Genomic DNA, 25,574 nt, shown 5'->3' on the forward strand with positions numbered 1-25,574 from the left:
GCCGCGGGGTGGGTCACATCTTGGCGATGGCCGCCTTGATGCGATCGACGTCGCCGGCCGACATGTCCTGCAGGAAGTGCAGCACGGCGTCCGACTCCTGACCCTCGCCGCCCCAGTCGGCGAGGGTCTCGCGCAGCGCCTGCGCGGTGAGCTCCTCGCGGGTGGCCGAGGCGGAGTAGCGCCAGGCCCGGCCGTCGCGTTCGCGCGAGGTGAGGCCCTTCTTGGCGAGCCGGTCGGCCACGGTCATCACCGTGGTGTAGGCGCGCTTCTTGCCGTCGGTGGCCTCGAGTTGCTCGGCGATCTGCCGCACCACCAGCGGTTCGTCGCTGGCCCACAGGCACTCCATGATCGCGCGCTCGAGGTCGCCGAGTCCGTTGGCGGTTGCGATTTCGCGAGTCATGACATCCATCCCGTCGTTACGTGCTCCGATGAGCTGTAGTAATTGGTCAACTTTACGACCCGGTCGGCCCGGGCGGTGCCCACGGCTTGGTGCGCAACCAGGATCACCGTGCGTCCGGCGGTCGCGGAGTGCAGGTCGTCGAGCACCGCGCGAGCCGTCGGGGTGTCGAGGTGGGCGACCGGTTCGTCGAGCAACACCACCGGGCGCTGCGACAACACCGCGCGGGCGATGCCGAGCCGTGCCCGCTCGCCGCCGGAGACCCCCCGCTGCCCGTCGCCGATCTCGGTGTCCAGTCCGTCGGGCAGCGCCGCGAGCCAGCGGCCGAGGCCGGCCTGCACCAGCGCGCCCGCCACGTCCTTGTCCGACGCGTCCGGACGGGCCAGCAACAGGTTGGCCCGCACGGTGCCCACGAAGATGTGCGGCTCGTCGTCGACCACCGCGAACAGCTCCCGGACGCCGTGCAGCGACAGGCTGCGCACCTCGCGTCCGTCAACCAGGTAGGAGCCCGACGCCGGGTCGAGGTGGCGGGCGAACACCGCGACCAGGGTCGACTTGCCGCTGCCGTTGGGTCCGGTGATCGTGACGTGCTCACCGGGCGCGACGGCCAGGTCGATGGGTTCGAGGTGGGTCGCCTCGCCGGTCCACGACGCACCCACGCCCTGCAGTTCGAGGCTTGGAGCGGTGGAGGCGACCGGGTCGGCCGCGCCGCCGTGCACCGCCGATTGCTGGTCGAGCAGCTGCCCGAGCCGGTTCTGTGCCGCACGTCCGCGGGCGAGAGCACCGACGGCGTCCGGAATCAGGCCGAGCACGTCGCCGAGCGCGAGCGGCATGAAGACCAGCATCGCGGCGACTGCCGTGTCGAGGTCTCCCGCGACCACCGGGTCGTAGAGCAGGTAGGCCAGCGCGACGGTCGCAACACCGGTGAGCAACAACGACATTCCGATGCCCACCGACCGGCCGCGGGCCTGCGAACGGGTGGCTCGGGCGAGCTCCTGCTGGGCCTCGTCGTTCCAGCGCAGCGCCTCGTCCGAGGCACCGATCGCTTGCAGCTCGGTGGGGTTGGCGGCGGCGAGGTGAGCAGCGCGTTGCACCAGGCCGCGGGCCTGCAGCACGTGCTGCTGACCGCGTCGTTCGAGCAGCAGGTCGAGCAACCCGACCAGCACGGCCGCGGCGCAGAAGACCACCAGCACGACCCCGGCGATCGGCGCGACGACGAAGGCCACGATCACGGCGGCGGTCGAGGCGACGAGGGTCGCGACGAGCGGCACGGCCGTGCGCACCTGCAAGTCGACCACGTCGTCGAGGTCGCGCACGACGCCGGTGAGCAGGTCGGCCCGGCGGCGGCGTCCGAGACGCGCGGGGGTCAACGGGATGAGCCGCCGATAGACCTCGGTTCGCCTGTGCCGCAACGTGTTCAGCGCCGAATCGTGCGACATCACCCGCTCGGCGTAGCGGAACACCGGGCGGCCCATGCCGAACGCGCGAACCCCGACCACCGCCGTCAGCAGGGTGAGGATCACCGGGTGTTTCGAGGCCTGCACGATGAGCCAGCCTGAGGTGGCGGTGAGGAAGACGCCGCACCCGACAGCGAGGCCGCCGATGATGCCGGCCAGCACGATGCGGGGTTCGAGGACGCGTCTCATCGGGCCACCTCCGGGCTGCTCGGTGCGCTGGGGGTCACTGCGCCAGGGGTCACTGCGCTGGGCTGCAGCGCGATGCGATGGTCGGCGCGTGCGACGAGCTCTTCGTCGTGGGTGACCGCGACCACCGGACGCAGGGTGGCCAGCGCGACGATCACCTCACGCAACTCGTCCGCCGAGCGCGGATCGAGGTGGGCGGTGGGCTCGTCGACCAGCAGGAGATCGGCGTCGCTCAACCAGGCGCGGGTGAGTGCGAGCTTGGCCCGCTGGCCGGCGGAGAGACCGAAACCGTTGTCGCCCAGTGATGTTTCGAGGCCGTCGGGCAGGTCGCGCAGCACGGCGTCGAAGCCGGTGGCGGCGAGCGCCGCGGCCAATCGGGAGTCGTCGGACACCCCGAAGAGGAGGTTCTGCCGCACGGTCATCGGCGCGATGAACGGGGTCTGCGTGACCAGGTGTGACCGGACGGCGGGCACCGATCCGGCCGACGGTGTGCGCAGGCCGGCGATGAGTTCGAGCAGGGTCGTCTTGCCGCACCCGGACGGTCCGACGAGCGCAGTGAGCCCCGGCCGGACGGTGAACGACAGGTCGTCGATCACGGCGCGGTCGGTGCCCGGGTAGTGGTAGCCGAGGTGGTCGACGCGCAGGTCGCTCGAGGCGTCGCCGGGTAGTGCAAACCCCGGTTCGGGGGCCTCGGGTAGTGCAAACCGCGCCGTATTGCCCGCGGTCTGCACTACATCGCCGCCCCCAACCGCGGTTTGGGCTACCCCGTCGGCCGGCAACAGCGCCTCGATCGCCTCGGCACCGTCGGCGGCCGCGTGGAACTCCTGCCCAACCCGACGAATCGGCCAATACGCCTCGGGCGCAAGCAGAATCGCAGTCAGCGCGACGCCGAGACCGAGGTCGCCCCAGGCCAGCCGCATGCCGGTCCAGACCGCGACGATAGCAACCGAGATGGTCGCCAGCAGTTCCAGCGCGGCCGAGCTCAGGAAGGCGATGCGCAGCGTCCGCACCGTGGCGATGCGGTGCCGGTCGCCGACGGCGCTGACCTGCTCGGCCTGGTGTTCGGCGCGTCCGTAGGAGACGAGCGTCGGCAGCCCGCGCATGACGTCGAGGAAGTGGCCGGCGAGGCGGGTCTGGGTCTGCCAGCGGCGCTGGGTGGCGTCCTGGGTGAACCGGCCGATGAGCGCGGCGAACACCGGCAGCAACGGCAGCGTCGCCAGCACGATCAGCGCGCTCGACCAGTCGACGAACAGCAGGCAGAGCACCGCCAGCGGGGGCACGACGGCCGCCGCCACCAGCGACGGCAGGTAGCGCGCGACGTACGGCTCGACCGAGCTGGCGCCGTGGGTGGCCACCGTCATCAGCGATGCGGTGTCGGGCCGCTGGTCGGCCGGGGCCGCCAGCATGCGGCGCAGGTAGTCGGCGCGCAGGGCGCCGGAGATGCGGGTGGCCGCCCACGAGGCGACCTGCTCGGTGGCCAGGGCGAGCACGCCCCGCACCACGAACACGACGACCACCGCGAGCGCCGGCCCACCGAGCGACTGGCTGCGCACCAGGGCCACCACCAGCGCCGCGATCGCGAACGCCGAGGCGATGGCCGCGACCCCCGACAGGCCGCCGAGCACACCGAGCACCAGCACCGGCACTCGGGTTGCCGGCACCTGCTTGACCAGCCGGGGGTCGAAGGGCTTCATCGCAATTCCACCTGCTCGCCGGAGTGCACACCCTTGAGCGGGTCGACCGCCGGCGGGATGTGGTCGACCGAGATGCGGCGACGGAACACCCAGTAGTTCCACGCGGTGTAGGCGATCGCGATCGGGGTGAACACCACCGCGGCACCGGTCATGATCTGCAACGTGAGGTGCGAGCTGGCCGCCTCGCTGACCGTGAGGTCCCACTTGCTGTCGGTGCTGCTGGGCATCACGTTCGGGTAGAGGGCCAGGAAGTAGGTGGCGACGGCCATCGCCCAGGTGACGGTGCTGCCGATGAACGCCAGCCCCTCCTTGCCCTTCAGGTTGAACCAGATCGCCGCGAGCAACGCGACGGCCGCGATCGCGGTGGTGATCCACGACGAAACCTTGCCGTGCTCGATGCCCACCCACAGCAGCAGCACCACGGCGAGGACGGCGGTGACCAGGCCGACGCGGGTGGCCAGTGCGCGCGACCGGGCGCGGATCTCGTCGGTGGTCTTCAGCGCGATGAAGTGGAAGCCGTGGGTCAGCGAGAGGCCGACGAACACGAAGCCTCCGAGCAGGCTGATCGGGTTGAGCAACGTGAACAGGTTGCCGGTGAAGATGTACTCGTTGTGCACATCACGGGTGATCGGCACACCGTGCACGATGTTGGTCAGCGCGACGCCGAGCAGCAACGGCGGCAGCACCGAACCGATGATGATGCACAGGTCCCATCCGCGGCGCCACGCGTCCGAATCGCGCTTGTGGCGGTATTCGAAGCCCATGTTGCGCACGATGAGCGCCACGAGGATGAGCAGCAGCGCCAGGTAGAAGCCGCTGAACATCGTGCCGTACCAGGCGGGGAAGGCGGCGAAGGTCGCGCCGCCGGCGGTGAGCAGCCACACCTCGTTGCCGTCCCAGAACGGGCCGATGGTGTTGAGCAGCACACGGCGTCGCTTGTCGGTGTCTTCCTTGTCCTTGCCCTTGCCGAGCAACGGCAACGACATGCCGACCCCGAAGTCGAACCCTTCGAGCACGAAGTAGCCCGTCCACAGGACGCCGATGATGATGAACCAGAGCGTTTCGAGAGTCATGTCAAAATCCCTTTCGCGCGATCAGTAGGCGAACGCCAGCTGGTCGTCGTCCGCGAGCTGTTTGGGTTCTTCGAAGGGTTCGGCGCCCTTCTTGATGTAGTCGAGGTAGAGCTTCACCTCGATGACGGCGAGCACCGCGTAGAGCAGCGTGTAGACGGTCAGCGAGATCGCCACCTCGGTGACCGACGCCGCGGTCGACAGGCCGGTCTGCGTGGTCATCACGCCGTAGACCAGCCACGGCTGGCGTCCGATCTCGGTGAAGATCCACCCGAAGCTGTTGGCGAACACCGGTGAGAACGGGGCGAGTACGGCCACCCAGAGCACCCACTTGCTGGTGGGGGTGGCACCCTTGCGGGTCACCCAGAGCACCAGGGCGGCGGCGCCCATCGCGAAGAAGCCGAGCCCCATCATGAAGCGGAACGACCAGTACGACCCCGGGATGTTCGGCACATAGCTCGACGGGCTGATGTACTCCGCCGGGATGCCGTACTCCTTGTTCTTCTCCGCGATCGCGGCGGGGAGTTCGCGGCGCAGGTCGTTGATGCCCTCGACCTTGCCGTTGAAGTCGCCGGTCGCCAGGAACGACAGCACCCGCGGGACGGTGACCGCGAACTTCTCCTGCGAACCGTCCAGTGATCCGATGGTGAAGGCGGAGAAGCTCGCCGGCTGCTCGGTCTCGTAGAGCGCCTCGGCGGCCGCCATCTTCATCGGCTGCACCTCGGTCATGATCTTGCCCTGCACGTCGCCGGTGATCAGGATGGCGACGCTCGCCACGAGCGTCACCCAGGCGCCGACCCGGGCGCCCTTGCGGTACATGTTGCGGTCCTCTGCGACACGTCCCTTCATCAGCTTCCACAGGGCCACACCCATCACCATCGCGCCACCGGTCATGTACGCCGCGGCCACGACGTGCGGGAAGGTGACCAGCTGCACCTTGTTCATCAGCACCGCGACGAAGTCGGTGAGCACGGCGCGGTTCTTGGTGGCGTCGTAGGAGAAGCCGACCGGGTTCTGCATGAAGGAGTTCGCCGCGAGGATGAAGTAGGCCGACAGCACGGTGCCGATGTGCACCAGCCAGATGCACATGACGTGCAGCTTCTCCGGGATACGCCCCCACCCGAAGATCCAGAGGCCGAGGAAGGTCGACTCCATGAAGAAGGCGAGCAACGCCTCGAAGGCCAGCGGGGCGCCGAAGATGTCACCGACGAACCGGCTGTAGGCCGACCAGTTCATGCCGAACTGGAACTCCTGCACGATGCCGGTGACCAGGCCCAGCGCGAAGTTGATCGTGAAGAGCTTGCCGAAGAACTTCGCCAGCCGCAGCCACTCCGGGTTGCGGGTGCGCAGCCAGGCGGTGTGGAAGCCGGCGACAACGGCCGACATGCCGATGGTGATCGGCACGAAGAGGAAGTGGTAGACGGTGGTGATGGCGAACTGCCATCTCGCCAGGTCGAGCGCATCCACGCGGTGACTCCTGATAGGTGTGCACGGGCCGGCACGGGTTCTCCCGCGTCGCGCGGTTGATACTACTCTCCGTCGTACTACCAGTGGCAAATAGTTGCCCGCTCTCCCCGCTGGCCCTGGTGATGGGCGAGCTCGGCACCCGCCAGCCGATCGGCCAGTTGATGATCGACCTCGCTGCCGAGTCGGTGCTCGGCGCGGTGATCGCGATCGTTGCGCTCAGCGCGATCCCCGAACGGGTGCCCGCACCTGAGACGATCGGCGGGTGACCACGTCCACCGATCTGCACCGCATCGCGGTCTTCTGCGCCTCGCGCCCCGGCCTCGACGACGCCCTGACCAAGGCCGCGTACGACGCCGGCCACTGGCTCGCCTCGCACGGGATCGGGGTGGTCTACGGCGGCGGGGGCAGTGGCTTGATGGGGTCGGTCTCCAGCGGTGCACTCGATGCCGGCGGCGAGGTCATCGGAGTGATCCCCCAGTCGATGATCGACCGCGAGTGGGGGCGGCACGACATTACCGAACTGCACGTCGTCGACACGATGCACGAGCGCAAGGCGCTGATGGCGCAGTACGCCGACGCGTTCCTGGTGCTGCCGGGCGGGCTCGGCACGCTCGAGGAGTTCTTCGAGGTGTGGACGTGGCGCACGCTCGGCTATCACGACAAGCCGATCGGGCTGCTCGACATCGGTGACTTCTGGCAGCCGACGCTCGCCGCGGTGCAGGCGATGGTGGCGCAGGACTTCATCGCCGACCGCACGCTGGCCGATCTGGCGGTGGGCACCACGATGGACGAAGTGGTCGAGAATCTGCGCCGCAAGGCGCGCTAGCGGACGGCCCGCGGCCGCGCCACGATCAGCGCAGCGTCGCGGGCCGCCGCGACTCCGCCCCGGCCTCCGGCCGAGCGAACGGTCCGACCCCCAGCCGGGGGCCGGGCCGTATGGCCTGTATGGGCCTAGACCGCAGTCCTCGGCTGATTGCCTCGCAGGGCGAGGAAGGCCATGCGGTAGCCGAGGTCGTCGGTGAGAGCCGCGTTCAAGGCGACCTGCACGGTCGCGGCCGGGACGGTGTTGTTCGCGTGGTAAGCGATGATCCATGCCATCGTCCAGAAAGGTGCCCAGTGCCTTGCGGCCATCCGTGCACCCGCTTGGCGCAGCGCGTCCACGATGACCGGGTAGCCGACGCGGCTGGCAGCCTCGCGGACCGGGTGGGAGGGTCCGTGCATGCGGCCGTCCTTGACTTCGGTTGTGAGGCAGTCGCGCAACTCCTTGTCAGTGAGGGCGGTCGCCAGCTCGGCGAGCCGCTCGTCGTCGGCCGTGGCGCCCTCGATGAGGCCGAAGTAGGTGGCGACGGCGTCGAGGCGGTTGGCGCGGGCTCGACGGTGCCGGTGCCGGTCTACTCGGCGATCAGGATCAGCTCGTGCATCGGGATGGGGGAGCCAGTCTGACGTGGGCGCGCATGACGTACGGGTCCGCCTCATCGGCCGGGGGGCGGTCTCCCCATTCGCTGCAGCGGTGAACGCGTTACCGGTGACGACAAAGGCGAACACGTCAACCCCAACCGTGTTTGCAGCCGCGACCATCGTCTCGATCGCCGCCGAGACGTCTCGCGCTGAGCGAAATTCCAGATCGCGACGATGAGGCCGTCATGCTCTGCCGATTGTGGACAGGGTCTCTACTGGCGTGTACGTTGCCCGTTATTCGCACTCTCTAAGGGTCAGGGGGACCAAATGAAGAGGATCTCAAAACGTTCACTTGCGGCCGGGGCAGCAGTCGCGTTCCTTCTGGGCGCTGCACCATCAGCATCGGCCCCATCCGCTCGGAAACGATTCAGTAGACGGTGGGGAGATTAGATACGAAACTATACTGTTTATGACAGCGTACTTTCGTACTCCATCAACTCTTGGAACGCCCTTGGAAGGATCCCAATTCGGCTTGACACTTGGTCGACGGTTTCCGACCTTCAGATCGGTGACGTGCGCGATCCAGCTGCAGGCTGGGATGCATATTGGTCTCCGCGCGTTGGAGCCGATCAGATCAACTTCAACCGTTCCCACATGGATGGGTATACGGACTGGCAGAGGAAGAGTGTCGCTACGCACGAGCTTGGTCACGCCCTAGGACTGGCCGATCACTACTCGACCTACCTCTACGACGTGATGTGGGGATACACCGACTCCCGCAAGGCGTCTGTGCCGTATGCCCATGACCAGGCCACCTACTACTCGCTCTGGGGATGATGAGATGAACATTCAACGCACCACCCTCGTGATCGCCCTTGCTGCGGCCACGTCGCTCACCGCCTCCGCCTGTTCCCAGGGCTCTGGCGAAGATCAGGCATCCGGACCTACAAAGACAGCTCACTTGAGTCACAGTTTCGACGTCACGGATCAGAGGGCAGTCGCAGGATGGAGCGACCGCATCTTCGTCGGCACGGTCGAGGCCAAAACCGGTAGCAAGTCCAGGGTCAAGGACCTTCCGGCCGGCCAGTGGAAGGTCCGAGTGAAGGAAACCATTAAGGGGCCACAGCTTCAGGTCCAGACCGTTTCGCAGACGGGTGGCAAGGACGCGGATGGCACAGTGATCCTGATGGACGGCGACCCCATCCTGGTGAAGGGAAAGACCTACATCTTCGCGGGCCGGTACGATCCCCGCACAGACACCGTGGTCGTCGTGTCCAAGTACGGGGACGTCCCCGTCTCCGATGTCGCCGACACCAAGGTGAATGCCATGAAGGCATCGGCGAAGAACCCCAAGGCGGTTCACAAGCCGGCGATCTAGACATCTTCAGCCTGTGATGCCGAGGGGGTTGATGTCTCGGCATCACAGGCTTGTGTCAGGTCTAGCCCGGATCGTTCACGGTGCCGCGGAGTGATCGGCGCGTAGAAACACGGAAGTGCCTGCCCAGCAGGGGAAACTTGGACTTGCGACGGTTCAAGATCTTCAGCTTGGAAGGCACTCCGTAGGTGAAGCGTACTTTGTGGTCCAGTGGGTTGTCCGTGTCCGGTGATGGTGTCGGCGTGGTGGCCCACGCGGGGAGTGTCGGACTTCGTCTGTTGGCCGACCGAACCGGCCTGACGGGTGGTCTCGCCGCAGCGATGGCGCGCCACTCGTTCACCCCGGTCCACGACCGTGGCCGGGTCCTGGTCGATGTCGCGGTGATGATCGCTGATGGTGGTGAGGCGATCGCCGACATCGACGTGCTGCGTCACCAGTCGTGCGTGCTCGGTCCGGTCGCCTCGCCACCGACGGTGTGGCGCACCTTGGACGAAGTCACGCCCGGTCGGCTGAAGAAGATCGCCATCGCGCGGGCACGCACCCGCCGCCACGTGTGGGCCCACCTGCCTGGTGGGGTGCCCGCAAGCCAGGTCGCCGGGACCGATCTCGGTGCCACCGTCGTGCTCGACGTGGACGCCACGATCGTGATCACCCACTCCGAGAAACAGAACGCTGCGGCCACGTTCAAACGGACCTTCGGGTTCCACCCGCTCGGCGTATGGTGCGACAACACCAGCGAGTTCCTCGCGGCGAAACTACGGGCCGGGAACGCCGGGTCGAACACGACAGCCGATCACATCGAGGTCCTGACCGAGGCGATGGCCCAGATCCCCGGCACCCACCGTAAGAAGCTGTTGATCCGTTCCGATGGTGCGGGCGCATCCCATGGGCTGCTGGACTGGCTCACCGAACAAGGTCAGATCCGTGGCCGCAGCCTGGAGTACTCGATCGGATTCGCGGTCACCGAGAAGATCCGCGACGCGATCAGGCTGGTCCCGCAGCAGGTGTGGTCGCCCGCGACGAACGCGGACGGCGGGGTGCGCGAGGGTGGTGACGTCGCCGAACTGACCGGGCTGCTGGACCTGAGCGGTTGGCCGGCCGGGATGCGGGTGATCGTGCGCCGTGAACGGCCGCATCCCGGTGCGCAGCTGTCGCTGTTCGAGGAGACCGACGGGTGGCGCTACCAAGCCTTCGTCACCAACACCAGCACCGGGCAGCTCGCGCTCCTCGAAGCGCGGCACCGGGCTCATGCCCGGGTCGAGGACCGGATCCGGCACGCCAAGGACACGGGCCTGGGTCGGTTCCCCTCGCGTGAGTTCGGCATCAACAGCGCGTGGTTGACGTTGACCATGATCGCGGCGGATCTGGTCGCCTGGACCCGCCTGATCGCGTTCACCGCCGACGCCGAGGTCCTGGCTACATGCGAACCGAAAGCGTTGCGGTACAGGCTTCTTCACGTCCCCGCCCGGCTCATCCACGGTCAGCGACGACGACGGTTGAAGATCGCTGAAACGTGGCCCTGGGCGGCCGCAATCGTCGCGGTCTTCGCGAACATAGCCGCCATCCCGTGGCCAGCCTGACCCAACCCGTCCGCCCACGAGATCACCACCCGGAGAACCGCAGACCGGCAGCGCCAGCCGGCACCTCGTCATCCCCACGGACCATCACCGAGCGAACTCACGTAGCAACACCGTCGATCACGACCTCATGAAAGACCGGGGCTAGGGCCTCTCTTGAACGAAGTACAGGTTGGACGTCGATCACTTTGCCAGTGATCCGGGGTCGAATCCTGCCCGGGGCCTGCTCGTAGACGACTCCCCAACGTGCCCTAGGCGTAGGTGGTACCCCGCTGATCTCGAAAGTGAGTGGCGGCCGTCACGGCACCGGCGGGGACGACCGAGCGGGCCCGTTCGTTGCGACAATTGACCGGCCCGAGGCCCCACCCCGACCAAGGACCCCTGTTGACCGTCACCCCACTCGCCTGGACCCTGACCATCGCCGCGATCGTCGGCCTGCTCCTGTTCGACTTCTTCTTCCACGTGCGCAAGGCACACGAACCCACGCTGCGCGAATCGGCCACCTGGTCGGCGCTGTACGTCGGCATCGCCCTGCTGTTCGGCGTCGGGCTCTGGTTCGTCGCGGGCAGCGGCCACGGCGGCGACTACTTCGCCGGCTACATCACCGAGAAGGCGCTGAGCGTCGACAACCTCTTCGTGTTCCTGGTGATCATGAGCAGCTTCAAGGTGCCCCGCGCCTACCAGCAGAAGGTGCTGCTCGTCGGCATCGCCATCGCGCTCGTCGCCCGCACGGTCTTCGTCTTCCTCGGCGCCGCCATGATCAACACGTTCAGCTGGACGTTCTACTTCTTCGGCATCGTGCTGCTGCTCACCGCCGGTCACATGCTCAAGCCCGAGGGCACCGACGAACACGACGCCGACAACATCGTCAGCCGCATCGCCAAGAAGCTGTTCAACGCCTCCGACGAGTACGACGGCGACAAGCTGTTCACCCGCATCGACGGACGTCGCGTGATGACGCCGATGCTGCTGGTGATGATCGTCATCGGCGGCACCGACATCCTGTTCGCGCTCGACGCGATTCCGGCGATCTACGGGCTCACCGAGGAGCCCTACATCGTGTTCACCGCGACCGCGTTCTCGCTGCTGGGTCTGCGGCAGCTGTACTTCCTGATCGACGAACTGCTCGACCGGTTGGTCTACCTGTCGTACGGCCTGGCGGTGATCCTCGGGTTCATCGGCGTGAAGCTGCTGCTGCACGCGCTGCACAAGAACTCGCTGCCGTTCATCAACGACGGCAACCCGGTCGACGTGATCGAGCTGACCACACCGGTGTCGCTCGGCGTGATCATCGGGGTGCTGGTCGTGACCGTCGTCGCCTCCCTGCTGGCATCGCGTCACGACGACAAGACGGACGGGGCCGACAAGACCGACAGGACCGTCGAGGCACCCGCCGACTGAGGCTCGCAGCCGCATCCCCGACCTTCGAACTGGTCGGCGCGCTCGTCGACCGGCGGCGCAGCGGGCCGACCGGGCGGCTCAGGCGTAGTTCAGTTGGCGCGAGAACACTCGGCGCGGACGGCTGGCGCGGCCGGTCGACATGGTGCAGTCGGGGCGCAGCGCCGCCAGGCGGTCGAGGGCGGGGTCCCACAACCGCACCCAGGGGGTGGCGATGTTGGACCGCACCGCGTAGGTGACGGCGACCTCGCAGCCGCGCTCGGCCGGCAACGCCCGCACCGACACGATGTCGTAGCCGTCCTGCACGACCTTGGCGTCGTCGACATGCCAGGTGAGGTCGAAGCCGTACCGGTTGAAGTCGAGGCAGCGACCGCTGATCGTGCGCCCCAGTCGCTCGCTGCTGAAGTGGAAGTCGTCGCCGCGACCGAACGGCGGTTCGTAGATCGCGTCGTCGAGGTGGGGCCAGAGCCACTGCGCCAACATGGTGGGGTCGACCCAGGCCGCCAACAGCTCCGACGCGGGCAGGTGCCCGTGCCGACGGAAGATGTGGTCCTGGTTCATGCCGGCGAGATTAGTGATCGGGCGGCCTACTCAGAAGTTGAGAATGGCCCGATCGACCATTCTTGACCAAGATTTTAATGTTCTGGATCTTGGATATTCGGAATATCTTTTCGATTCAAATCGAAACATCGCTACAGGAGGAAGCAAGAGAGTGTCAGTGTCCAATTCGCCTGCACCGCAGCCGTCCCCACCCCTGCTGCACGTCGCGTTCTTCGAGCCGCAGATTCCACCGAACACCGGCAACGCGATTCGCCTGGCCGCCTGCACTCCGGTGCATCTGCACCTAGTGGAGCCGCTCGGTTTCTCCCTCGAAGACACCCAATTGCGCCGGGCCGGCCTCGATTACCACGACCTGGCACATGTCACCGTCCACCCCGATCTGACGCACCTGTTCGACGCCCTGCCGGACGCCCGGACGTTCGCGTTCACCGGCCGCGGCGACGTCGTCTTCACCGATGTGGAGTACCGCGCGGGCGACCTGTTGTTGTTCGGGCGCGAGGCCGACGGCCTGCCCGCCGAGGTGCTCGGCCATCCGCGGATCACCGCCCAACTGCGGCTGCCGATGCTGCCCGGACGCCGTTCGCTCAACCTCAGCAACACCGCGTCGATCGCGGTCTACGAAGCGTGGCGGCAACTCGACTACGTGGTGCCCAACGACAGCGCGGCCACGGTCTCGTAGCGCGGGCGCCCGGCCGGACCTTCGCGCAGGTGCGACTCGATGAGTTCGACGTCGTCGACCCACCACGGCGCCGACCGGAAGGTGTCGAGCACCTGCAGCCACTTGCGCGCGTCCGTCGACCGGTGCAGGCGGGCGAGCGTGAGGTGTCCGACGAAGCGTTGCCCGTCGGGGGTGGCGCCGGCGTTGTTGCAGGTGCCGCGCACCCCGGCGGCGAGCGCCCCGAGGTCGGCGGCGGGTGCCAGCCACAGCACCTTCGCGCTCAGTGCATCGGGGAAGGCGCCGGCGCCGGCCAGGGAGAGTTGGAAGGGGTCGTGCTTGGCCGCCGTCCGCTCGAGCGCCTCGACGAGGTCATCGACCCGGTGCGGTTGCACGGACGGCAGGAAGGCCAGGGTGAGGTGCCACTGCTCGGGGTCGATCCACGGCATTCCGTGGCGGGGCCCGAGAAACTCGGCGAGTTCTTCCTTGATCTCCGGTGGCGGCACGACGGCCACGAACATTCGGTGCGCGGTCACCGTCCGGCTGGGGTGCTCGTCGAAGCTGCGTTCATCATGGTGTCGACGATAGCCCGCGACCCGGGGCGGCGGGCACGGCAAGATGGCGGTCATGACGATGCACGCTGACGACTACCGGGCGGATCGCGGCCGCTACGACTCGATGACCTACCGGCGGTGCGGCCGCAGCGGTCTGCGACTGCCGGCGATCTCGCTCGGCCTCTGGCACAACTTCGGCGACGACTTCACGCTCGACAGCCAGCGCGCCACCCTGCGCCGCGCGTTCGACCTCGGTGTCACCCACTTCGACCTCGCGAACAACTACGGCCCGCCGTACGGCAGCGCCGAACGCAACTTCGGCACGATCTTCGCCCAGGACTTCAAGCGGTATCGCGACGAGCTGGTGATCTCCAGCAAGGCCGGTTACGACATGTGGCCGGGTCCGTACGGCCAGGGCGGTGGCGGACGGAAGTACCTCATCTCCTCGCTCGACCAGTCGCTGCAGCGGATGGGCCTCGACTACGTCGACATCTTCTACAGCCACCGGTTCGACCCGGACACCCCGCTGGAGGAGACGATGGGCGCGCTCGACTCGATCGTGCGCGCGGGCAAGGCGTTGTACGTCGGCATCTCCTCCTACAGCGGCGAGCGCACCCGCGAGGCCGTGCAGATCCTGCGGTCGCTCGGCACGCCGCTGCTGATCCACCAGCCGTCGTACTCGATGTTGAACCGCTGGGTGGAGGAAGACCTGCTCGACGTGCTCGGCGAGACCGGTGTCGGCTGCATCGCGTTCTCGCCGCTCGCCCAGGGCATGCTGACCAACAAATACCTGGACGGCGTGCCCGCCGATTCGCGTGCGGCGCAGGGCAAGTCGTTGTCGGCCGAGCTGTTGACGGAGCAGAACCTCAAGCACGTGCGAGCCCTCAACGAGATCGCCTCGTCGCGCGGGCAGTCACTGGCGCAGATGGCGTTGGCGTGGGTGTTGCGCGACGAGCGGGTCACCTCGGCACTGGTCGGTGCCTCGAGCGTGAGCCAGTTGGAGAACAGCCTCGGCGCGCTCGACAACCTCGAGTTCACCGACCACGAACTCGAGACCATCGACGGTCACGCGGTCGAGGCCGGCATCAACCTGTGGAAGACCTCCAGCGACAGCTGAGGTTCACACGGGCCGGACGGCTCTGGAAGTCACCCGAGAACACTCGGTCGCTGGGGAGTCAGCGGGTCAGCCGATCGAGGAACGCGACGAGCAGTCGCTCGCGCAGCGCCGGGGTGGCCACCGAGAGCAGGGCGTTGACCTCGGCCATCCGGGTCGGTAGGGCCGGCTGACCGCCGTCGGCGGCAAGCCCGGCGAGGGCGATGAGTCCGTCGAAGTCGGCGTCGGAGAGGGTCGCCGGGTCGAGCGAACGGGCCGCTTCGGCGAGCCCGGGGTCGACCGTCACGGGGCCGAGTTCGCGTGCCGCCTCGACGGATTCGCGCAGGGCAGCGATCACGGCGTCGATCACGTCGAGGCTCGCCGCGCTCATCGACAGGTGCATGGTGGCCGGGGTGTCGCCGTACGCCAGTTGGGCCTGCACATAGTGCCCGCGGGCTTGCATCTCGTCGACGACGACGAGCACGTCGACCTGCGGGTCGCGCGATGCGACCGCGACCAGCGTCGACTCCGGTGCGGCGACCACCTCCAGAGGTTCGGGCACGGCGTCCGCGAAGGTGACTGCGGCCCGGTGGGCGCGCCGCGCCAACTCGGCGTAGCCGGAGCGACCGTGGGCGCGGGTGACCGCCCACGCGGCGGCGAGCGGGCCGCCCGAACGCGTCGACTGGGTGGTGGAGTTGAGCATCGTGTAGCCCGGCCAGTCGGCGCAGGCGAAGAACTGCGGCAGCCGCAGCGAGGGGTCGCGGTGCAGCAGCACCGACACACCCTTGGGCGTGTAGGCGTACTTGTGCAGATCGACGCTGAGGCTCGTGACGCCGGCGACACCGAGATTCCAGGGTGCGGCGGTGTCGAGGAAGGGCAGCACCCAGCCGCCGATGCAGGCGTCGACATGCAGGCGCACGCCGCGGTCGAGGGCCAACCGACCGAGTGCCTCGATCGGGTCGATCACACCGTGGGCGTACGACGGCGCCGAGCCGACGAGCAGCACGGTGCTGCCGTCGATCGCAGCAGCCATCGCGTCGACGTCGGCCCGGTGGTCGGCGCCGACCGGCACCACCACCGCCCGCACTCCGAAGTAGTGCGCGGCCTTGTGAAATGCGGCGTGCGCGGTCGAGGGGATGACCATCGACGGGTTCGACACGTCGGGGCGGGCGTCCCGGGCGGTCTGCACGGCGAGCAGGATCGACTCGGTGCCGCCGGAGGTGACGGTGCCGACGAATCCGGCTGGTGCGCCGGTGAATTCGCCTGCCATGGCCACCAGGTCTCGTTCCATCGCCAGCAGCGACGGGAAGGCCGTGGGGTCGAGTCCGTTCGACTCGCCGAACATCGCCAGCGCCTCCAGACCGAGCCCGTCGACGTCTGGCCGGCCGGAGTCGTACACATAGGCGAAGGTGCTGCCGCCGTGGGTGGGCACGTCGAGCGAGCGCAGCCGCTGCAGTTCGGTGCGGAAGGTGTCGAGGTCGGTATCAGTGTCGGTGTCGTTGTTGGTGTCGGTGTTGGTGTCGGTGTTGGTGTCGTTGTGGTGCGCTGTCATGCGGGCTCCTGGCGGCCGAGGCGGTAGCGGGTGAGGAAGAACAACGAGCAGGCGACGATGACGGCCGGCAGTACGGTGAAGCCGAGACCGATCGCGGTGACTGCCGAATCCGACTGCGCGGCAAGCCCGTCGGTCGACGACACGTATCCGCCGAGCGCGAGCACGGCCGCGTAGACGAACGGCCCGAGCGCCAGGCCGAGGGTCTCACCCGCCGTCCAGACGCCGGTGAAGACGCCGATGCGGTTCTCCCCGCTGGTGCGGGCATCGGCCGCTGCCACGTCGGGCAGCATCGCCATCGGGAACATCTGGGCGCCCGCGTAGCCCACCCCGACCACGGCGACGGCGAGTGCCGCGACGACTGCGCCGAGGTGCATGCCGGCGAAGGCGAGCACCGCCCCGCCACCGAGCAGCACCGAGCTGATCAGGTAGCCGCGCCGTTTGTCGCGGCGTTCGGCGTAGCGCTGCCACAACGGGGTGACGAGCAGGGCCGGGCCGACGAAGCACACGAACAGCACGCTCGACATTCCCTTGTCGCGCAACACACTTCGCGCGACGTAGTCGACGCCGGCGAGCATCACACCGGTCGCTAGCGCCTGCAACACGAAGGTCGTGATGAGGTGGCGGAACGGCCGACTCGCCCAGACGACCCGCAACTGGTCACGCAGCGATCCGCCGGCCCCGACAACATCGCGGGTCGGTGCACCGTCGGTGCCCCGCCACGCGGCGAGCGCGCCGACCGCGATGAGCAACCCGACGAAGATGCCCACCCCGCGATAGCCGGCCCAGTCGCGGATCACCGGCGAGAGTCCACCACTGATCAGGATCGCGAGTGCCAGGATCGCCACCCGCCAGGTCATCAGGCGGGTGCGTTCGTCGTAGTCGTCGGTGAGTTCGGCCGGCATTGCGACGTAGGGCACTTGGAAGAACGCGTACGCACTCGCGCAGGCGAGGAAGAACAGCAGCACCCATCCGCCGGCGATCACGGTCGGGGAGGTCGGGCCGGCGAACATGATCGCGAAGAGCACCGCCAGCGCGAGGCCGGCGCGCACCAGGAACGGACGGCGCCGCCCGGCCGGCGAGGTGCTGCGGTCACTGATCCGGCCGGCGATCGGGTTGAGCACGACGTCCCACGCCTTGGGCAGGAACACCATCAGGCCCGCCACCGCGGCGGTGATGCCGAGTCGGTCGGTCAGGTAGGGCAACAGCAGCAGCCCCGGCACGGTGCCGAACGACCCCGTCGCCACCGATCCGAGTCCGTACCCGACCCGGACTCTGCGGGGCAGCACTTCGGTCATGCCCGGAAACTACCTGGGCTCACCGAGTCGGCGTCGGGTTTCGACGTGGGCTGCTCGACCTGGGTCGTCATATCCCACTGCCCACGACGGCGACATCAGGACGGCGGTTGGACGGTGGCCGACCCACCGCTCAGCTCATGGGTCGGTGAGGTCGCGCCAGGTTTCGGTCAGTCCGGGCGTGGTGCGGTAGGTGTGACCGGTGGGTGAGGTCCACTCGACGATCCCTGTGGGGTGCAACCGGATCCGCCACTGGGATTGCTTCATCCGGTGGTGACGCCGACACAGGCATTCGAGGTTGACCGTTGCGGTAGGTCCCTGGGGCCATTCGACGGCGTGGTCGAGGTCGACGTTCTTGATCGCGGGACGGTCACAGCCCGGTGCCCGACACCGCTGGTCCCTGGTTTTCACGTACCTGGCCATCGTGGGTGGCGGCCGGTAGCTGTCGCTGGCCATGGTGTTGGCGGTGGGTTCGCCGGTGACGGGGTCGAACTCGAAGCTACTCACGGTGACCTTGTCGGCGAACCTGGCCAGGTCGGCCAGGCTGTCGGCGTCGATCGCACCGGCGCGGGCGTGGACGCTCGTCGCGCCCCGGTCACGCATGTCGGACACGAAGGCCCGGCCGTCACTGTCTCCTCGACCCCTGGTACGTCCACCAAACGCTGCCGGTGTCTCTGGCTCGACGTACGGCTCACTGGCCGGCGGTTCAGCATCACCGTCGCCCCCACGGTGACTGTCGTCGCCACGGGTGCTGTTCTTGCTGTCGTCGCCATCCTTGCTGGCCTGGCCGGCAGTACCGGCAGCAGCGGTGGGTGCCTGGTTGGCGGGTTTGGTCCAGGTGTTCCCCGCGGTGCCGAAGGTCGGGGTGAGCACCTGGATGTCGAGGTTCAGGGTGACGTTGCGCATCGCGAGGTCGAAGAACGCATCGACCCGGTACTCGCCCAGGGTTTTGTCGGACTCGTCGCCGTGTTTCATCGCGAACGCCAACTGGTCGATCGCGTCCTTGACCGCGGTGATCTGCCCGTTGTCCCCGATGATCGTCAGCATCGACAACCCCGGTGTCGGGTGCGGATCCTGGAACACCCCACACTGCTGCGCCCTCGTCTTCCGCGCCGTCTCTCGAGCTGCGGAGGGTTGATGCTTCCCCACCAACGTCCGGCACGATTTGCGTGCCTGACCCCTGGTGGTCTGGTGGACTCCCCGGCCGAGGATCTCCGCCTCGACCGTTTCGCACACGTCCGGGGAGGCGTCCTGCAACTCCGTCGCAATATCCGCCGCCGTATCCAAGTTCGCCCGGCCGGCAGCGACTTCCCGCAACAGGTTCGGAGTCCTCGTGACCAGCCGGGCGGAGCGTTGCACTAACCCGATCCCGGCCTGGATCCCCAACCCCAACTCCGCGGCGACGGTGTCGGCGGAGTACATGCTGGTGAACCCTTCACCGTGCCGCACCCACGGCGTCTTCCTCGTGCCCTGCGGACCGTCGGGGTGCTCCCACCGCGCGAACTCCGCAATCGAACGAGCCCGCACCGCTTCCATCGACTGCGCCGCTTGATGCGCGAACCGGGTCGCATCCTCGAACAACGTCATCCGATCGAACACCCGAGACTCCGCCACCAACACCTCATCCAGACCAGCGCCCGAATCGAGGTCCGTTCCCAGCTCCGAGCCCAGGTCGACATTGAGGTCGGTGTCCAGCGAGTCGCCGGCCGACCCGCCACCCGCAGCAGCCGTAAACGAGGCCGATCCCGCCAGGACAGCAGGGGCTGTGGTGTCGGGGAACAGGTCGTACCCGAGGAGGGCGTCGGGTTCGTCGACCGTGAACGGGTCGTCCTGCCCGAGCAACTCGTAGGCGTGTGCGCTGAGGATCTTGGAGATGATCAGCATGATCGTCACCGGGTTCGCACCCGGCACCAAATGAGGGTGGGACGCCAACTCGATCGCGGCGTCCAACCCGTCTTCGAAGATCACAGATTCAAGCAACTCGGCCGGGTCGATACCGCCCGGTCGAGCCTCGAAATCTGGTGTCCCCTCCATGCACTTATCATACACGTGTTCGAACACGTTCGGAAGGGTTTCAACAGGCGAATTCGGTTGATTTCTCAAGGGTTTTCGCAGGTTTCGACTTGCGGTCCATTGGCGCCCCGAGCAGCTCAAATCAGCGCGCTCCGCGAGGCCGCGGGGGCGCCCGACCAACGGGCTCCGCTACCGCCCGGACCGCCTCACCCAGCGATGCCCGCGCGGGCACGGGAGAGGCTCAAACCAGCGCCCCCGGTTCAGGCGACGGTGGGGGTGGAGCCGTCGGCGGACTCCATCGCCTTTCCCGCCTCGTGCCACGCCTTCATGCCGCCCTCCAGGTTGGCGACGTCGAGGCCGTACTCGGCCAGTGACGGCAGGGTGCGGCGCACGCGCCCGCCGCCCTTGCAGGTGACGATCAACTGACGGTCGCCCGCGAGGTCACGGATCTCGTCGAGGCGCTCGGCGATCTGGCCGAGCGGGATGTGGACGGCACCGGGTGCGTGCCCTGCGTCCCATTCGTGCTGCTCGCGGATGTCGAGGAACACCGCATCGTCGGGCAGGTCGGTGACGGGGACATCGGGGAAACGGCTCATGTATTCGAGCCTAACCCGCAGGTAACCGCCGAAAGGCGCTCTCCCGACGTCCAGGAAACGATCAGCGAACTCCCGGGATGCGGTTCCACGCTGAGCAGGCACCACCCGCCCAGCCAAGAACGCGCCGAAGAACACCCCCACGAAGCCACCCGAAGACAGCCCGAACACAACCCGGAGAAGACCACGAAGACGCCATGGAAATCACCGACCCCGCACTTCCCGTCCTGCTCGGACTCGCCGCGCTCGTGCTGCTGGTGCTGCTCGCCCTCGGCCTGCCCCGCATGCACCGACGCACCGCGGCGACCGCGGTGCGCGCCGGGCAGGCAATCGTCATGAATCTGGCCGCGCTCATGTGCGCCGGGCTCGTGTTGAACAACCAGTACCTGTTCTACGTGTCGTGGTCGGATCTGCTCGGGCCGAGCAACGTGCAGGCGCAGCAACTGACCCGCGGCGCGGGCAACCGGGGCGCGAACGTGCGGATCGCGCCGGTGGTCACCGAACACTCGTCCTTCCCGTCGTTGCCGACACCGAACTCGCTGGAGCAGCAGTACACGGTGCACGGCACCAAGAGCGGTGTCGATGCATCGGTCATCGTGATCCTGCCCAAGGGCTACTCGACGCATCCGGCGCGGCGGTATCCGGTGCTGGAGATGATGACCGGCTACCCGGGGGTGCCGCGGTCGGCTACTCGTACGGCGGCTGGTGCGCGGCCATGCTCGCCATGCGACACCCGGCCACCTTCGGCGGCGGCGCGTCGCTCATGGGCTATTTCTCACCGGAGTTCGGCAGCAACTACAACCCGTTCAAGATCGTCCCGGCAGCCGCACGTGCCTACCAACTCGGCCTCCTGGCCCACACCCGTCCGCCGGCCACCTCGCTGCTGGTCATGGCCAGCAAGAACGACCCGGAGTCGTACCCCTACATGGTGCAGTTCCTGAAGCAGGTGCGGTCGCCGATGGCGGTGACCTCACTGGTGCTGGCGTCCGGCGGGCACAACGTCGACGAGATCCCGCTGCACCTGCCGCAGATCATGGCGTGGCTGTCGAAGTCACTGGCCGGTTTCCGATACCAGCCATAATTTTTGTCGCTTGAACCATATTTGCGGTACGTTCGTCCATATAGTCTCCCTGACAGCAAATGGACGAAGGAGTACGAGCATGTGGACGATGACGTGGACGGAGGTCGCCGGCTTCATCACGACGGCGCTGTGCGTGTGGCTGGTGGTGCGCCGCAACATCTGGAACTTCCCGATCGGGATCGCCAGCAACATCTTCTTCTGGGTGCTGTTCATCCGGGCCGGGCTCTACGCCGACGCGTGGCTGCAGGTGGTCTTCCTGCTGCTCGGCGTGGGTGGCTGGTGGATGTGGCTGCACGGCGGCGTCAACCGCACCGCGCTGGTCGTGCGCCGGACGCCGGTGTGGGGGTGGGCGGCCATCGCGGGCTTCGTCGGCGTGGCCACCTGGGTGATCTACACGCTGCTCACCGCACACACTGACTCGACAGTGCCGGTGGCCGACGCCTTCACCACCGCCCTCAGCCTCGGCGCGCAGATCATGTTGAACCGCAAGTGGATCGGCAACTGGGCACTGTGGATGGTCGCCGACGTGCTCTACATCTGGCTCTACTGGATCAAGGACCTCCACCTCACCTCGGTGCTCTACGTGGGCCTGCTGACGATGTGCGTGATCGGGCTGCGGCAGTGGGCCACCGCGGTGCGCCGTCCGGAGCCCGCCCCCGTCGCCGAGGCGGTGCCGGCATGAGCGCGCAGGCACGCGACCACCAACACCAGCACGGTCTCGTGCTCGGCAAGTTCTATCCCTTCCACGCCGGCCACCAACAACTGATCCGCGCCGCCACGGCCGCCTGCGCGCAGGTGACCGTCGAGGTGCTGGGCAGTTCGGTGGAGTCGATCCCGATGGAGGTGCGCGCCGAGTGGATCCGCCGCGAACACCCCACCGCGCGGGTGGTCACCGCCCTCGACGACGCGCCGATCGACTACGACGACCCGGCGGTCTGGGAGCTGCACATGCGAGTGATCAAGGGCCTTCTCGACCAGCCGGTCGACGCGGTGTTCACCTCCGACTCGTACGGCGCGGAACTGGCCGAGCGGCTCGGCGCCACCTGGCATCGGGTCGACCCGGGACGGGTGGCGATGCCCGTGTCGGGCACCGCGGTGCGCGCCGACGTCGCCGGGCACTGGTGGGCACTGCCCGCACCGGTGCGGGAGTGGTTCAGCCGGAGGGTCGTGGTGATCGGCGCGGAGTCGACCGGCACCACCACGCTCAGCAGCGCGCTCGCCGCGCACTACGAGGTGCCGTGGGTGCCGGAGTTCGGCCGCGAGTGGAGCGAGGTTCGCCCGGGCGGCCTCGAATCGCCCTGGCACAGCGCGGAGTTCGATCTGATCGCGATCGAACACCAGCGGCAGGAGGTGGAGGCGATGAGGGCTACGCCGCGTCCGTTGACGATCAGCGACACCGACGTGCTGGCGACCGCGATCTGGCACGAGCGGTACGTCGGCGGCCCGTCGCCGTCGGTGCTGGCCCGGGCGACGACGTGGCGCCCGGCTCTGTATGTGCTGACCGGCGACGAGATTCCGTTCGTGCAGGACGGCATGCGCGACGGCGAGCACATCCGGCACGACATGCAGGCGCGCTTTCGCGAGGTGCTGGCGCAGTCGGGTGTGCCGTGGTTCGAGGTGCACGGCAGCCCGGCACAGCGCCTGGCCGAGGCGACAGCCCGGGTCGACGAGCTACTCGCCGGCGGCTGGGCTCTCGCCGACCCGCTGGGCTGAGGCCTCGAGAAACCGCCTCCCGAGCGCCTCGACCGCGGACCGCACCTCCTCGCCCTTGATGACCACGAACGGCACCGGCAGCAGCGCGAGCATCTCGGCGTAGCTGTGGGCGTTGCTGGTCGTGCCGACGATGCGGGTGATCTCGCCTTCGGGCACCTGCCGACCGAGGTTGCGCGGCAGCCACTGCAACTCGACGGCCGGCGCGTGCACCTCGATCTCGACCTCGAAGTCCCAGCCCGACGCGAGGTGCTCCTCGAGCAGGCGCACCGGGTCGAGAACGGCGGGCGGCACGACCCGTCCGACCCCGCGGGTCACCCGCGCGACGCGATCGACCCGGTAGGCACGCGTGGCCTCCTGCTCGCGCGAATGGCACAGCAGATACCAGCGTCCGTGGCGCACGACGACGGCCCAGGGCTCGACGTCGAAGACACGCTCGTTGCCGGCTTCGGTGCGGTAGTCGATGCGCACCGGCACCTGTTCGGCGCAGGCGGTGACGAGATCGACGGTGACGGACGGGTCGGGCCGCGCCGCACCGGTATCGGGGGCCGCCGCGGCCGTGTTGCGCACCGTCTTCGCCTGTGCGGCAACACTTTCGGGGAGGCTGCGCAGCAGCTTGCCGAGGGCGGAGCCGACCGGGTGGTGCGGGTCGTCGGGTCGGTGGTGACCGTCGAGCACCGCCATGACCAGCCCGAGCGCCTCGTCGGCGGTGAACATCAGCGGCCCCGGCCGCACGCCGCGTCCGGGGCGGTAGCCACCCGCCGGACCGCTCACCGATTGCACCGGGATGCCGGCCTCGCGCAGGATCGCGACGTAGCGACGCGCCGCCCGGCTGGTGACGCCGAGCCGGGCGGCGATCTCGTCGCCGGTGATGCCCGGACGGTTCTGCACGAGCTCGAGGGTGAGCAACGCCCGCGAGGTCGGGCTCGTGTCATCACGCATCGGTCGGACCCCATCCGGTAGTCGAACGTCCTGGATTGCTTCTACCGTGCCAGACATGACCGACAACTCCGGCGAAACGCCAGCCGCTGACTCCGGCGAAACCTCGGCCGACGTCGCTGGCGACAAGCCCGCCGACGTGCCTGCCGGCAACGACCCGTTCGAGGTGGAGGAACGGCACGCGGTGGGCTCGACCTTCCACCTGGTCGACCTGTCCGGGTCGTCGTTCCACGAGGTGCGCCTGCGCGAGGCGAAGATCAACGACGCCGACCTGCGCGGCTTCGTCGTCCGTGACGCCTACGTCGACGGACTCGTGCTCACCGGGGTGATGGGCGAACGACTGCAACTCGACGGCGAGTTCGGCGAGGTGATCGTCAACGGCGTCGATGTCGCGCCCTTCGTCGAGAGCGAACTGGCCCGGCGCCACCCGGAGTACGCACTGATGAAACCGGACGACCCGGCCGGATTCGTCACGGCCTGGGACGCCGTCGAATCCTTCTGGGCCACAACCATTTCCGATGTGCGCAGCCTCGGCGAGTCGCTCCTGCACGAGTCGGTGGCCGGCGAATGGTCGTTCATCCAGACGTTGCGCCACCTGGTCTTCGCCACGGAGTGCTGGGTGCACCGCGCGACCCTCGGCGAGATGGCGCCGTGGCTGCCGTTGTCGCTGCCGTGGGACTCCATGCCGCCCACCGAGGGCGTGCCGTGGGATCGAGACGCGCGCCCGACTTTGGCGGAGGTGCTTGAGATGCGCGCCGACCGGATGGGCGCGGTGCGCCGGGTCGTCGAGGGTCTGACCGAGGAGCAACTCGCCTCCACCGGACCGGAACTGACCGGTCCGGGGTGGCCGCCGGCGGGCGAGAGCTTCCCGGTGCGGGAGTCGCTGCACACCGTGCTCAACGAGGAGTGGTGCCACCACCGGTTCGCACTGCGTGATCTCGCGGTGCTCACCGCTCGATGATCGAGCTGTCCCGCCGAGACGCGCGACGTCTGGCGGTGCAGGCGCAGTTGCTCGCGGCACCGCAGCCCCGCGGTCTGCTTGAGGTCTTCGCCCACTTGGACGGCGTGCAGGCGGGTATGACCGCGTACGTCGCGCCGAACGCAGACCTGTTGTGTCACAGCCGAATTGCCGGATACCGGCCGTCCGACCTCGACGCCCTCGTCGACTCGGGCTCACTGGTCGAGTTGCGCGGCACGTAGGAAGCCTTCGCCGAGCGGGCCCGCCGCCAACTGCGTGCGCTGGGCATCATGCGTCCGGCCTTCCACTCGATGCTCGGGCTGCGCACCGAGGTCGAGCCGCCCGGGCCGCTCGCCACGGTCGAGGGGTTGCGCGGCCGGTGGTGGATCGACGAGCGGCTGCTCGAGGTGCACGCGGTCCACCAAGACCTCGAGTTCAGTGACTCGCTCGAAATGTCCTTGGGACGCGAAATACGTTCACTCGCAGCGATGCTCGACCTTGAAGTGAGCCTCCCCGACTGACCGGAGCGGTCGGCCGGTCCGCGCCGATCCGTC

At 68.1% G+C, this 25,574-nt stretch carries 28 protein-coding genes; 14 read left to right on the plus strand and 14 right to left on the minus strand.

Annotation, left to right across the window (positions count from 1 at the left end; translation table 11 throughout):
* Positions 1 to 13: 13 nt before the first annotated feature.
* Genes DFJ65_RS01845 through DFJ65_RS01865 form a run of 5 tightly spaced genes read right to left on the minus strand, consistent with a single transcriptional unit; the run spans position 14 to position 6,271 of the window.
* Positions 14 to 400 (minus strand): BlaI/MecI/CopY family transcriptional regulator, encoded by a 387-nt coding sequence (locus tag DFJ65_RS01845; protein ID WP_115921547.1) that lies wholly within the window; start codon positions 398 to 400, stop codon positions 14 to 16.
* Positions 397 to 2,043: a thiol reductant ABC exporter subunit CydC gene (gene cydC / locus DFJ65_RS01850; protein WP_115921548.1), complete on the minus strand. Its 1,647-nt coding sequence runs from the start codon at positions 2,041 to 2,043 to the stop codon at positions 397 to 399. Before cydC ends, DFJ65_RS01845 begins: the two co-directional genes overlap by 4 nt.
* Positions 2,040 to 3,734, minus strand: a complete 1,695-nt coding sequence (gene cydD, locus DFJ65_RS01855; protein WP_115921549.1) for a thiol reductant ABC exporter subunit CydD — start codon at positions 3,732 to 3,734, stop codon at positions 2,040 to 2,042. The genes cydC and cydD overlap by 4 nt, the downstream gene beginning before the upstream one ends.
* Positions 3,731 to 4,807 carry a cytochrome d ubiquinol oxidase subunit II gene (gene cydB / locus DFJ65_RS01860; protein ID WP_115921550.1) on the minus strand — a complete coding sequence of 359 codons (1,077 nt, stop codon included), beginning with the start codon at positions 4,805 to 4,807 and terminating at the stop codon, positions 3,731 to 3,733. The genes cydD and cydB overlap by 4 nt, the downstream gene beginning before the upstream one ends.
* A gap of 21 nt (positions 4,808 to 4,828) precedes the next feature.
* Complete coding sequence (locus tag DFJ65_RS01865) at positions 4,829 to 6,271, minus strand: cytochrome ubiquinol oxidase subunit I (RefSeq protein WP_115921551.1); 1,443 nt, start codon at positions 6,269 to 6,271, stop codon at positions 4,829 to 4,831.
* 83 nt (positions 6,272 to 6,354) lie between these two features.
* Here DFJ65_RS01865 and DFJ65_RS17120 point away from each other — a divergent pair, with 83 nt between their 5' ends.
* Entirely contained in the window at positions 6,355 to 6,537 is a 183-nt protein-coding gene (locus DFJ65_RS17120) for a hypothetical protein (protein WP_147301275.1), read from the plus strand.
* The gene (locus tag DFJ65_RS01870; protein ID WP_245949921.1) at positions 6,534 to 7,097 is read left to right on the plus strand and encodes an LOG family protein; all 564 of its coding nucleotides are present in this window, start codon (positions 6,534 to 6,536) and stop codon (positions 7,095 to 7,097) included. The genes DFJ65_RS17120 and DFJ65_RS01870 overlap by 4 nt, the downstream gene beginning before the upstream one ends.
* 125 nt (positions 7,098 to 7,222) lie before the next feature.
* On the opposite strand, the gene DFJ65_RS17125 is transcribed toward DFJ65_RS01870, so the two are convergent.
* A complete protein-coding gene (locus tag DFJ65_RS17125; RefSeq protein WP_147301276.1) occupies positions 7,223 to 7,849 on the minus strand; it encodes a hypothetical protein in 627 nt (208 codons plus the stop codon).
* Positions 7,850 to 8,323: 474 nt separating this feature from the next.
* On the opposite strand from DFJ65_RS17125, the gene DFJ65_RS01885 reads away from it, so the two are divergent.
* The 4 genes from DFJ65_RS01885 (at position 8,324) to DFJ65_RS01900 (ending at position 12,022) form a co-directional block, all read left to right on the plus strand.
* Positions 8,324 to 8,506 (plus strand): snapalysin family zinc-dependent metalloprotease, encoded by a 183-nt coding sequence (locus tag DFJ65_RS01885; RefSeq protein ID WP_115921554.1) that lies wholly within the window; start codon positions 8,324 to 8,326, stop codon positions 8,504 to 8,506.
* 4 nt (positions 8,507 to 8,510) lie between these two features.
* Positions 8,511 to 9,047 (plus strand): hypothetical protein, encoded by a 537-nt coding sequence (locus tag DFJ65_RS01890; RefSeq protein WP_115921555.1) that lies wholly within the window; start codon positions 8,511 to 8,513, stop codon positions 9,045 to 9,047.
* A gap of 185 nt (positions 9,048 to 9,232) precedes the next feature.
* A complete protein-coding gene (locus DFJ65_RS01895) occupies positions 9,233 to 10,624 on the plus strand; it encodes an IS1380 family transposase (RefSeq protein WP_115921556.1) in 1,392 nt (463 codons plus the stop codon).
* Between the two features lie 381 nt (positions 10,625 to 11,005).
* Positions 11,006 to 12,022: a TerC family protein gene (locus DFJ65_RS01900; RefSeq protein WP_115921557.1), complete on the plus strand. Its 1,017-nt coding sequence runs from the start codon at positions 11,006 to 11,008 to the stop codon at positions 12,020 to 12,022.
* Positions 12,023 to 12,100: 78 nt separating this feature from the next.
* On the opposite strand, the gene DFJ65_RS01905 is transcribed toward DFJ65_RS01900, so the two are convergent.
* Positions 12,101 to 12,580 (minus strand): hypothetical protein, encoded by a 480-nt coding sequence (locus DFJ65_RS01905; RefSeq protein WP_115921558.1) that lies wholly within the window; start codon positions 12,578 to 12,580, stop codon positions 12,101 to 12,103.
* 193 nt (positions 12,581 to 12,773) lie between these two features.
* Here DFJ65_RS01905 and DFJ65_RS01910 point away from each other — a divergent pair, with 193 nt between their 5' ends.
* Positions 12,774 to 13,259 carry a tRNA (cytidine(34)-2'-O)-methyltransferase gene (locus tag DFJ65_RS01910; RefSeq protein ID WP_115924047.1) on the plus strand — a complete coding sequence of 162 codons (486 nt, stop codon included), beginning with the start codon at positions 12,774 to 12,776 and terminating at the stop codon, positions 13,257 to 13,259.
* Here DFJ65_RS01910 and thpR read toward each other — a convergent pair.
* Entirely contained in the window at positions 13,220 to 13,864 is a 645-nt protein-coding gene (thpR, locus tag DFJ65_RS01915; RefSeq protein WP_115921559.1) for an RNA 2',3'-cyclic phosphodiesterase, read from the minus strand. The genes DFJ65_RS01910 and thpR overlap by 40 nt on opposite strands.
* Here thpR and mgrA point away from each other — a divergent pair.
* Entirely contained in the window at positions 13,863 to 14,906 is a 1,044-nt protein-coding gene (gene mgrA, locus DFJ65_RS01920; RefSeq protein ID WP_115921560.1) for an L-glyceraldehyde 3-phosphate reductase, read from the plus strand. The genes thpR and mgrA overlap by 2 nt on opposite strands.
* 58 nt (positions 14,907 to 14,964) lie before the next feature.
* Here the strand turns inward: mgrA and DFJ65_RS01925 are convergent, their stop codons facing one another.
* The 5 genes from DFJ65_RS01925 to DFJ65_RS01945 all read right to left on the minus strand — a co-directional run bounded on the left by DFJ65_RS01925 (position 14,965) and on the right by DFJ65_RS01945 (position 20,927).
* Positions 14,965 to 16,434 (minus strand): pyridoxal phosphate-dependent decarboxylase family protein, encoded by a 1,470-nt coding sequence (locus DFJ65_RS01925; protein WP_115921561.1) that lies wholly within the window; start codon positions 16,432 to 16,434, stop codon positions 14,965 to 14,967.
* Entirely contained in the window at positions 16,431 to 17,729 is a 1,299-nt protein-coding gene (locus tag DFJ65_RS01930; protein ID WP_115921562.1) for an MFS transporter, read from the minus strand. Before DFJ65_RS01930 ends, DFJ65_RS01925 begins: the two co-directional genes overlap by 4 nt.
* Positions 17,730 to 17,864: 135 nt before the next feature.
* A complete protein-coding gene (locus DFJ65_RS01935; protein WP_147301277.1) occupies positions 17,865 to 19,760 on the minus strand; it encodes an HNH endonuclease signature motif containing protein in 1,896 nt (631 codons plus the stop codon).
* A 239-nt stretch (positions 19,761 to 19,999) separates the two neighbouring features.
* The gene (locus DFJ65_RS01940; protein WP_115921564.1) at positions 20,000 to 20,335 is read right to left on the minus strand and encodes a rhodanese-like domain-containing protein; all 336 of its coding nucleotides are present in this window, start codon (positions 20,333 to 20,335) and stop codon (positions 20,000 to 20,002) included.
* A 388-nt stretch (positions 20,336 to 20,723) separates the two neighbouring features.
* Positions 20,724 to 20,927: a hypothetical protein gene (locus DFJ65_RS01945; protein WP_115921565.1), complete on the minus strand. Its 204-nt coding sequence runs from the start codon at positions 20,925 to 20,927 to the stop codon at positions 20,724 to 20,726.
* A 120-nt stretch (positions 20,928 to 21,047) separates the two neighbouring features.
* Between DFJ65_RS01945 and DFJ65_RS01950 the strand changes: the two genes are divergently transcribed.
* The 3 genes from DFJ65_RS01950 to DFJ65_RS01960 all read left to right on the plus strand — a co-directional run bounded on the left by DFJ65_RS01950 (position 21,048) and on the right by DFJ65_RS01960 (position 23,126).
* On the plus strand, positions 21,048 to 21,413 hold the full coding sequence (locus DFJ65_RS01950; protein ID WP_115921566.1) for an alpha/beta hydrolase: 366 nt from the start codon (positions 21,048 to 21,050) through the stop codon (positions 21,411 to 21,413).
* A gap of 79 nt (positions 21,414 to 21,492) precedes the next feature.
* Positions 21,493 to 22,095 (plus strand): nicotinamide riboside transporter PnuC, encoded by a 603-nt coding sequence (gene pnuC / locus DFJ65_RS01955; RefSeq protein WP_115921567.1) that lies wholly within the window; start codon positions 21,493 to 21,495, stop codon positions 22,093 to 22,095.
* Positions 22,092 to 23,126, plus strand: coding sequence for an AAA family ATPase (locus DFJ65_RS01960; RefSeq protein WP_115924048.1), 1,035 nt, complete (start codon positions 22,092 to 22,094; stop codon positions 23,124 to 23,126). The genes pnuC and DFJ65_RS01960 overlap by 4 nt, the downstream gene beginning before the upstream one ends.
* Here DFJ65_RS01960 and DFJ65_RS01965 read toward each other — a convergent pair.
* A complete protein-coding gene (locus DFJ65_RS01965; RefSeq protein WP_115921568.1) occupies positions 23,085 to 24,065 on the minus strand; it encodes a helix-turn-helix transcriptional regulator in 981 nt (326 codons plus the stop codon). The genes DFJ65_RS01960 and DFJ65_RS01965 overlap by 42 nt on opposite strands.
* 55 nt (positions 24,066 to 24,120) lie before the next feature.
* Here DFJ65_RS01965 and DFJ65_RS01970 point away from each other — a divergent pair, with 55 nt between their 5' ends.
* Genes DFJ65_RS01970 through DFJ65_RS01980 form a run of 3 tightly spaced genes read left to right on the plus strand, consistent with a single transcriptional unit; the run spans position 24,121 to position 25,541 of the window.
* A complete protein-coding gene (locus DFJ65_RS01970) occupies positions 24,121 to 25,023 on the plus strand; it encodes a DinB family protein (RefSeq protein WP_115921569.1) in 903 nt (300 codons plus the stop codon).
* On the plus strand, positions 25,020 to 25,262 hold the full coding sequence (locus DFJ65_RS01975; RefSeq protein ID WP_115921570.1) for an Lhr family ATP-dependent helicase: 243 nt from the start codon (positions 25,020 to 25,022) through the stop codon (positions 25,260 to 25,262). Before DFJ65_RS01970 ends, DFJ65_RS01975 begins: the two co-directional genes overlap by 4 nt.
* Positions 25,263 to 25,310: 48 nt before the next feature.
* Entirely contained in the window at positions 25,311 to 25,541 is a 231-nt protein-coding gene (locus tag DFJ65_RS01980) for a hypothetical protein (RefSeq protein WP_115921571.1), read from the plus strand.
* Positions 25,542 to 25,574: the final 33 nt, after the last annotated feature.

Origin of the sequence: Calidifontibacter indicus (assembly GCF_003386865.1) — a bacterium.
GTDB lineage: Bacteria > Actinomycetota > Actinomycetes > Actinomycetales > Dermatophilaceae > Yimella > Yimella indica.

Bases quoted from the DNA above. Each gene is read 5' to 3' on its own strand.
- DFJ65_RS01845 (WP_115921547.1), bottom strand. From the start codon at position 400: ATGACTCGCGAAATCGCAACCGCCAACGGACTCGGCGACCTCGAGCGC.
- cydC (WP_115921548.1), bottom strand. From the start codon at position 2,043: ATGAGACGCGTCCTCGAACCCCGCATCGTGCTGGCCGGCATCATCGGC.
- cydD (WP_115921549.1), bottom strand. From the start codon at position 3,734: ATGAAGCCCTTCGACCCCCGGCTGGTCAAGCAGGTGCCGGCAACCCGA.
- cydB (WP_115921550.1), bottom strand. From the start codon at position 4,807: ATGACTCTCGAAACGCTCTGGTTCATCATCATCGGCGTCCTGTGGACG.
- DFJ65_RS17125 (WP_147301276.1), bottom strand. From the start codon at position 7,849: ATGGTCGCGGCTGCAAACACGGTTGGGGTTGACGTGTTCGCCTTTGTC.
- DFJ65_RS01885 (WP_115921554.1), top strand. From the start codon at position 8,324: ATGGATGGGTATACGGACTGGCAGAGGAAGAGTGTCGCTACGCACGAG.
- DFJ65_RS01890 (WP_115921555.1), top strand. From the start codon at position 8,511: ATGAACATTCAACGCACCACCCTCGTGATCGCCCTTGCTGCGGCCACG.
- DFJ65_RS01905 (WP_115921558.1), bottom strand. From the start codon at position 12,580: ATGAACCAGGACCACATCTTCCGTCGGCACGGGCACCTGCCCGCGTCG.
- mgrA (WP_115921560.1), top strand. From the start codon at position 13,863: ATGACGATGCACGCTGACGACTACCGGGCGGATCGCGGCCGCTACGAC.
- thpR (WP_115921559.1), bottom strand. From the start codon at position 13,864: ATGACCGCCATCTTGCCGTGCCCGCCGCCCCGGGTCGCGGGCTATCGT.
- DFJ65_RS01925 (WP_115921561.1), bottom strand. From the start codon at position 16,434: ATGACAGCGCACCACAACGACACCAACACCGACACCAACACCGACACC.
- DFJ65_RS01930 (WP_115921562.1), bottom strand. From the start codon at position 17,729: ATGACCGAAGTGCTGCCCCGCAGAGTCCGGGTCGGGTACGGACTCGGA.
- DFJ65_RS01935 (WP_147301277.1), bottom strand. From the start codon at position 19,760: ATGGAGGGGACACCAGATTTCGAGGCTCGACCGGGCGGTATCGACCCG.
- DFJ65_RS01940 (WP_115921564.1), bottom strand. From the start codon at position 20,335: ATGAGCCGTTTCCCCGATGTCCCCGTCACCGACCTGCCCGACGATGCG.
- DFJ65_RS01945 (WP_115921565.1), bottom strand. From the start codon at position 20,927: ATGACCGATGCATCGACACCGCTCTTGGTGCCGTGCACCGTGTACTGC.
- DFJ65_RS01950 (WP_115921566.1), top strand. From the start codon at position 21,048: ATGCTCGCCATGCGACACCCGGCCACCTTCGGCGGCGGCGCGTCGCTC.
- pnuC (WP_115921567.1), top strand. From the start codon at position 21,493: ATGTGGACGATGACGTGGACGGAGGTCGCCGGCTTCATCACGACGGCG.
- DFJ65_RS01960 (WP_115924048.1), top strand. From the start codon at position 22,092: ATGAGCGCGCAGGCACGCGACCACCAACACCAGCACGGTCTCGTGCTC.
- DFJ65_RS01965 (WP_115921568.1), bottom strand. From the start codon at position 24,065: ATGCGTGATGACACGAGCCCGACCTCGCGGGCGTTGCTCACCCTCGAG.
- DFJ65_RS01970 (WP_115921569.1), top strand. From the start codon at position 24,121: ATGACCGACAACTCCGGCGAAACGCCAGCCGCTGACTCCGGCGAAACC.
- DFJ65_RS01975 (WP_115921570.1), top strand. From the start codon at position 25,020: ATGATCGAGCTGTCCCGCCGAGACGCGCGACGTCTGGCGGTGCAGGCG.
- DFJ65_RS01980 (WP_115921571.1), top strand. From the start codon at position 25,311: ATGCGTCCGGCCTTCCACTCGATGCTCGGGCTGCGCACCGAGGTCGAG.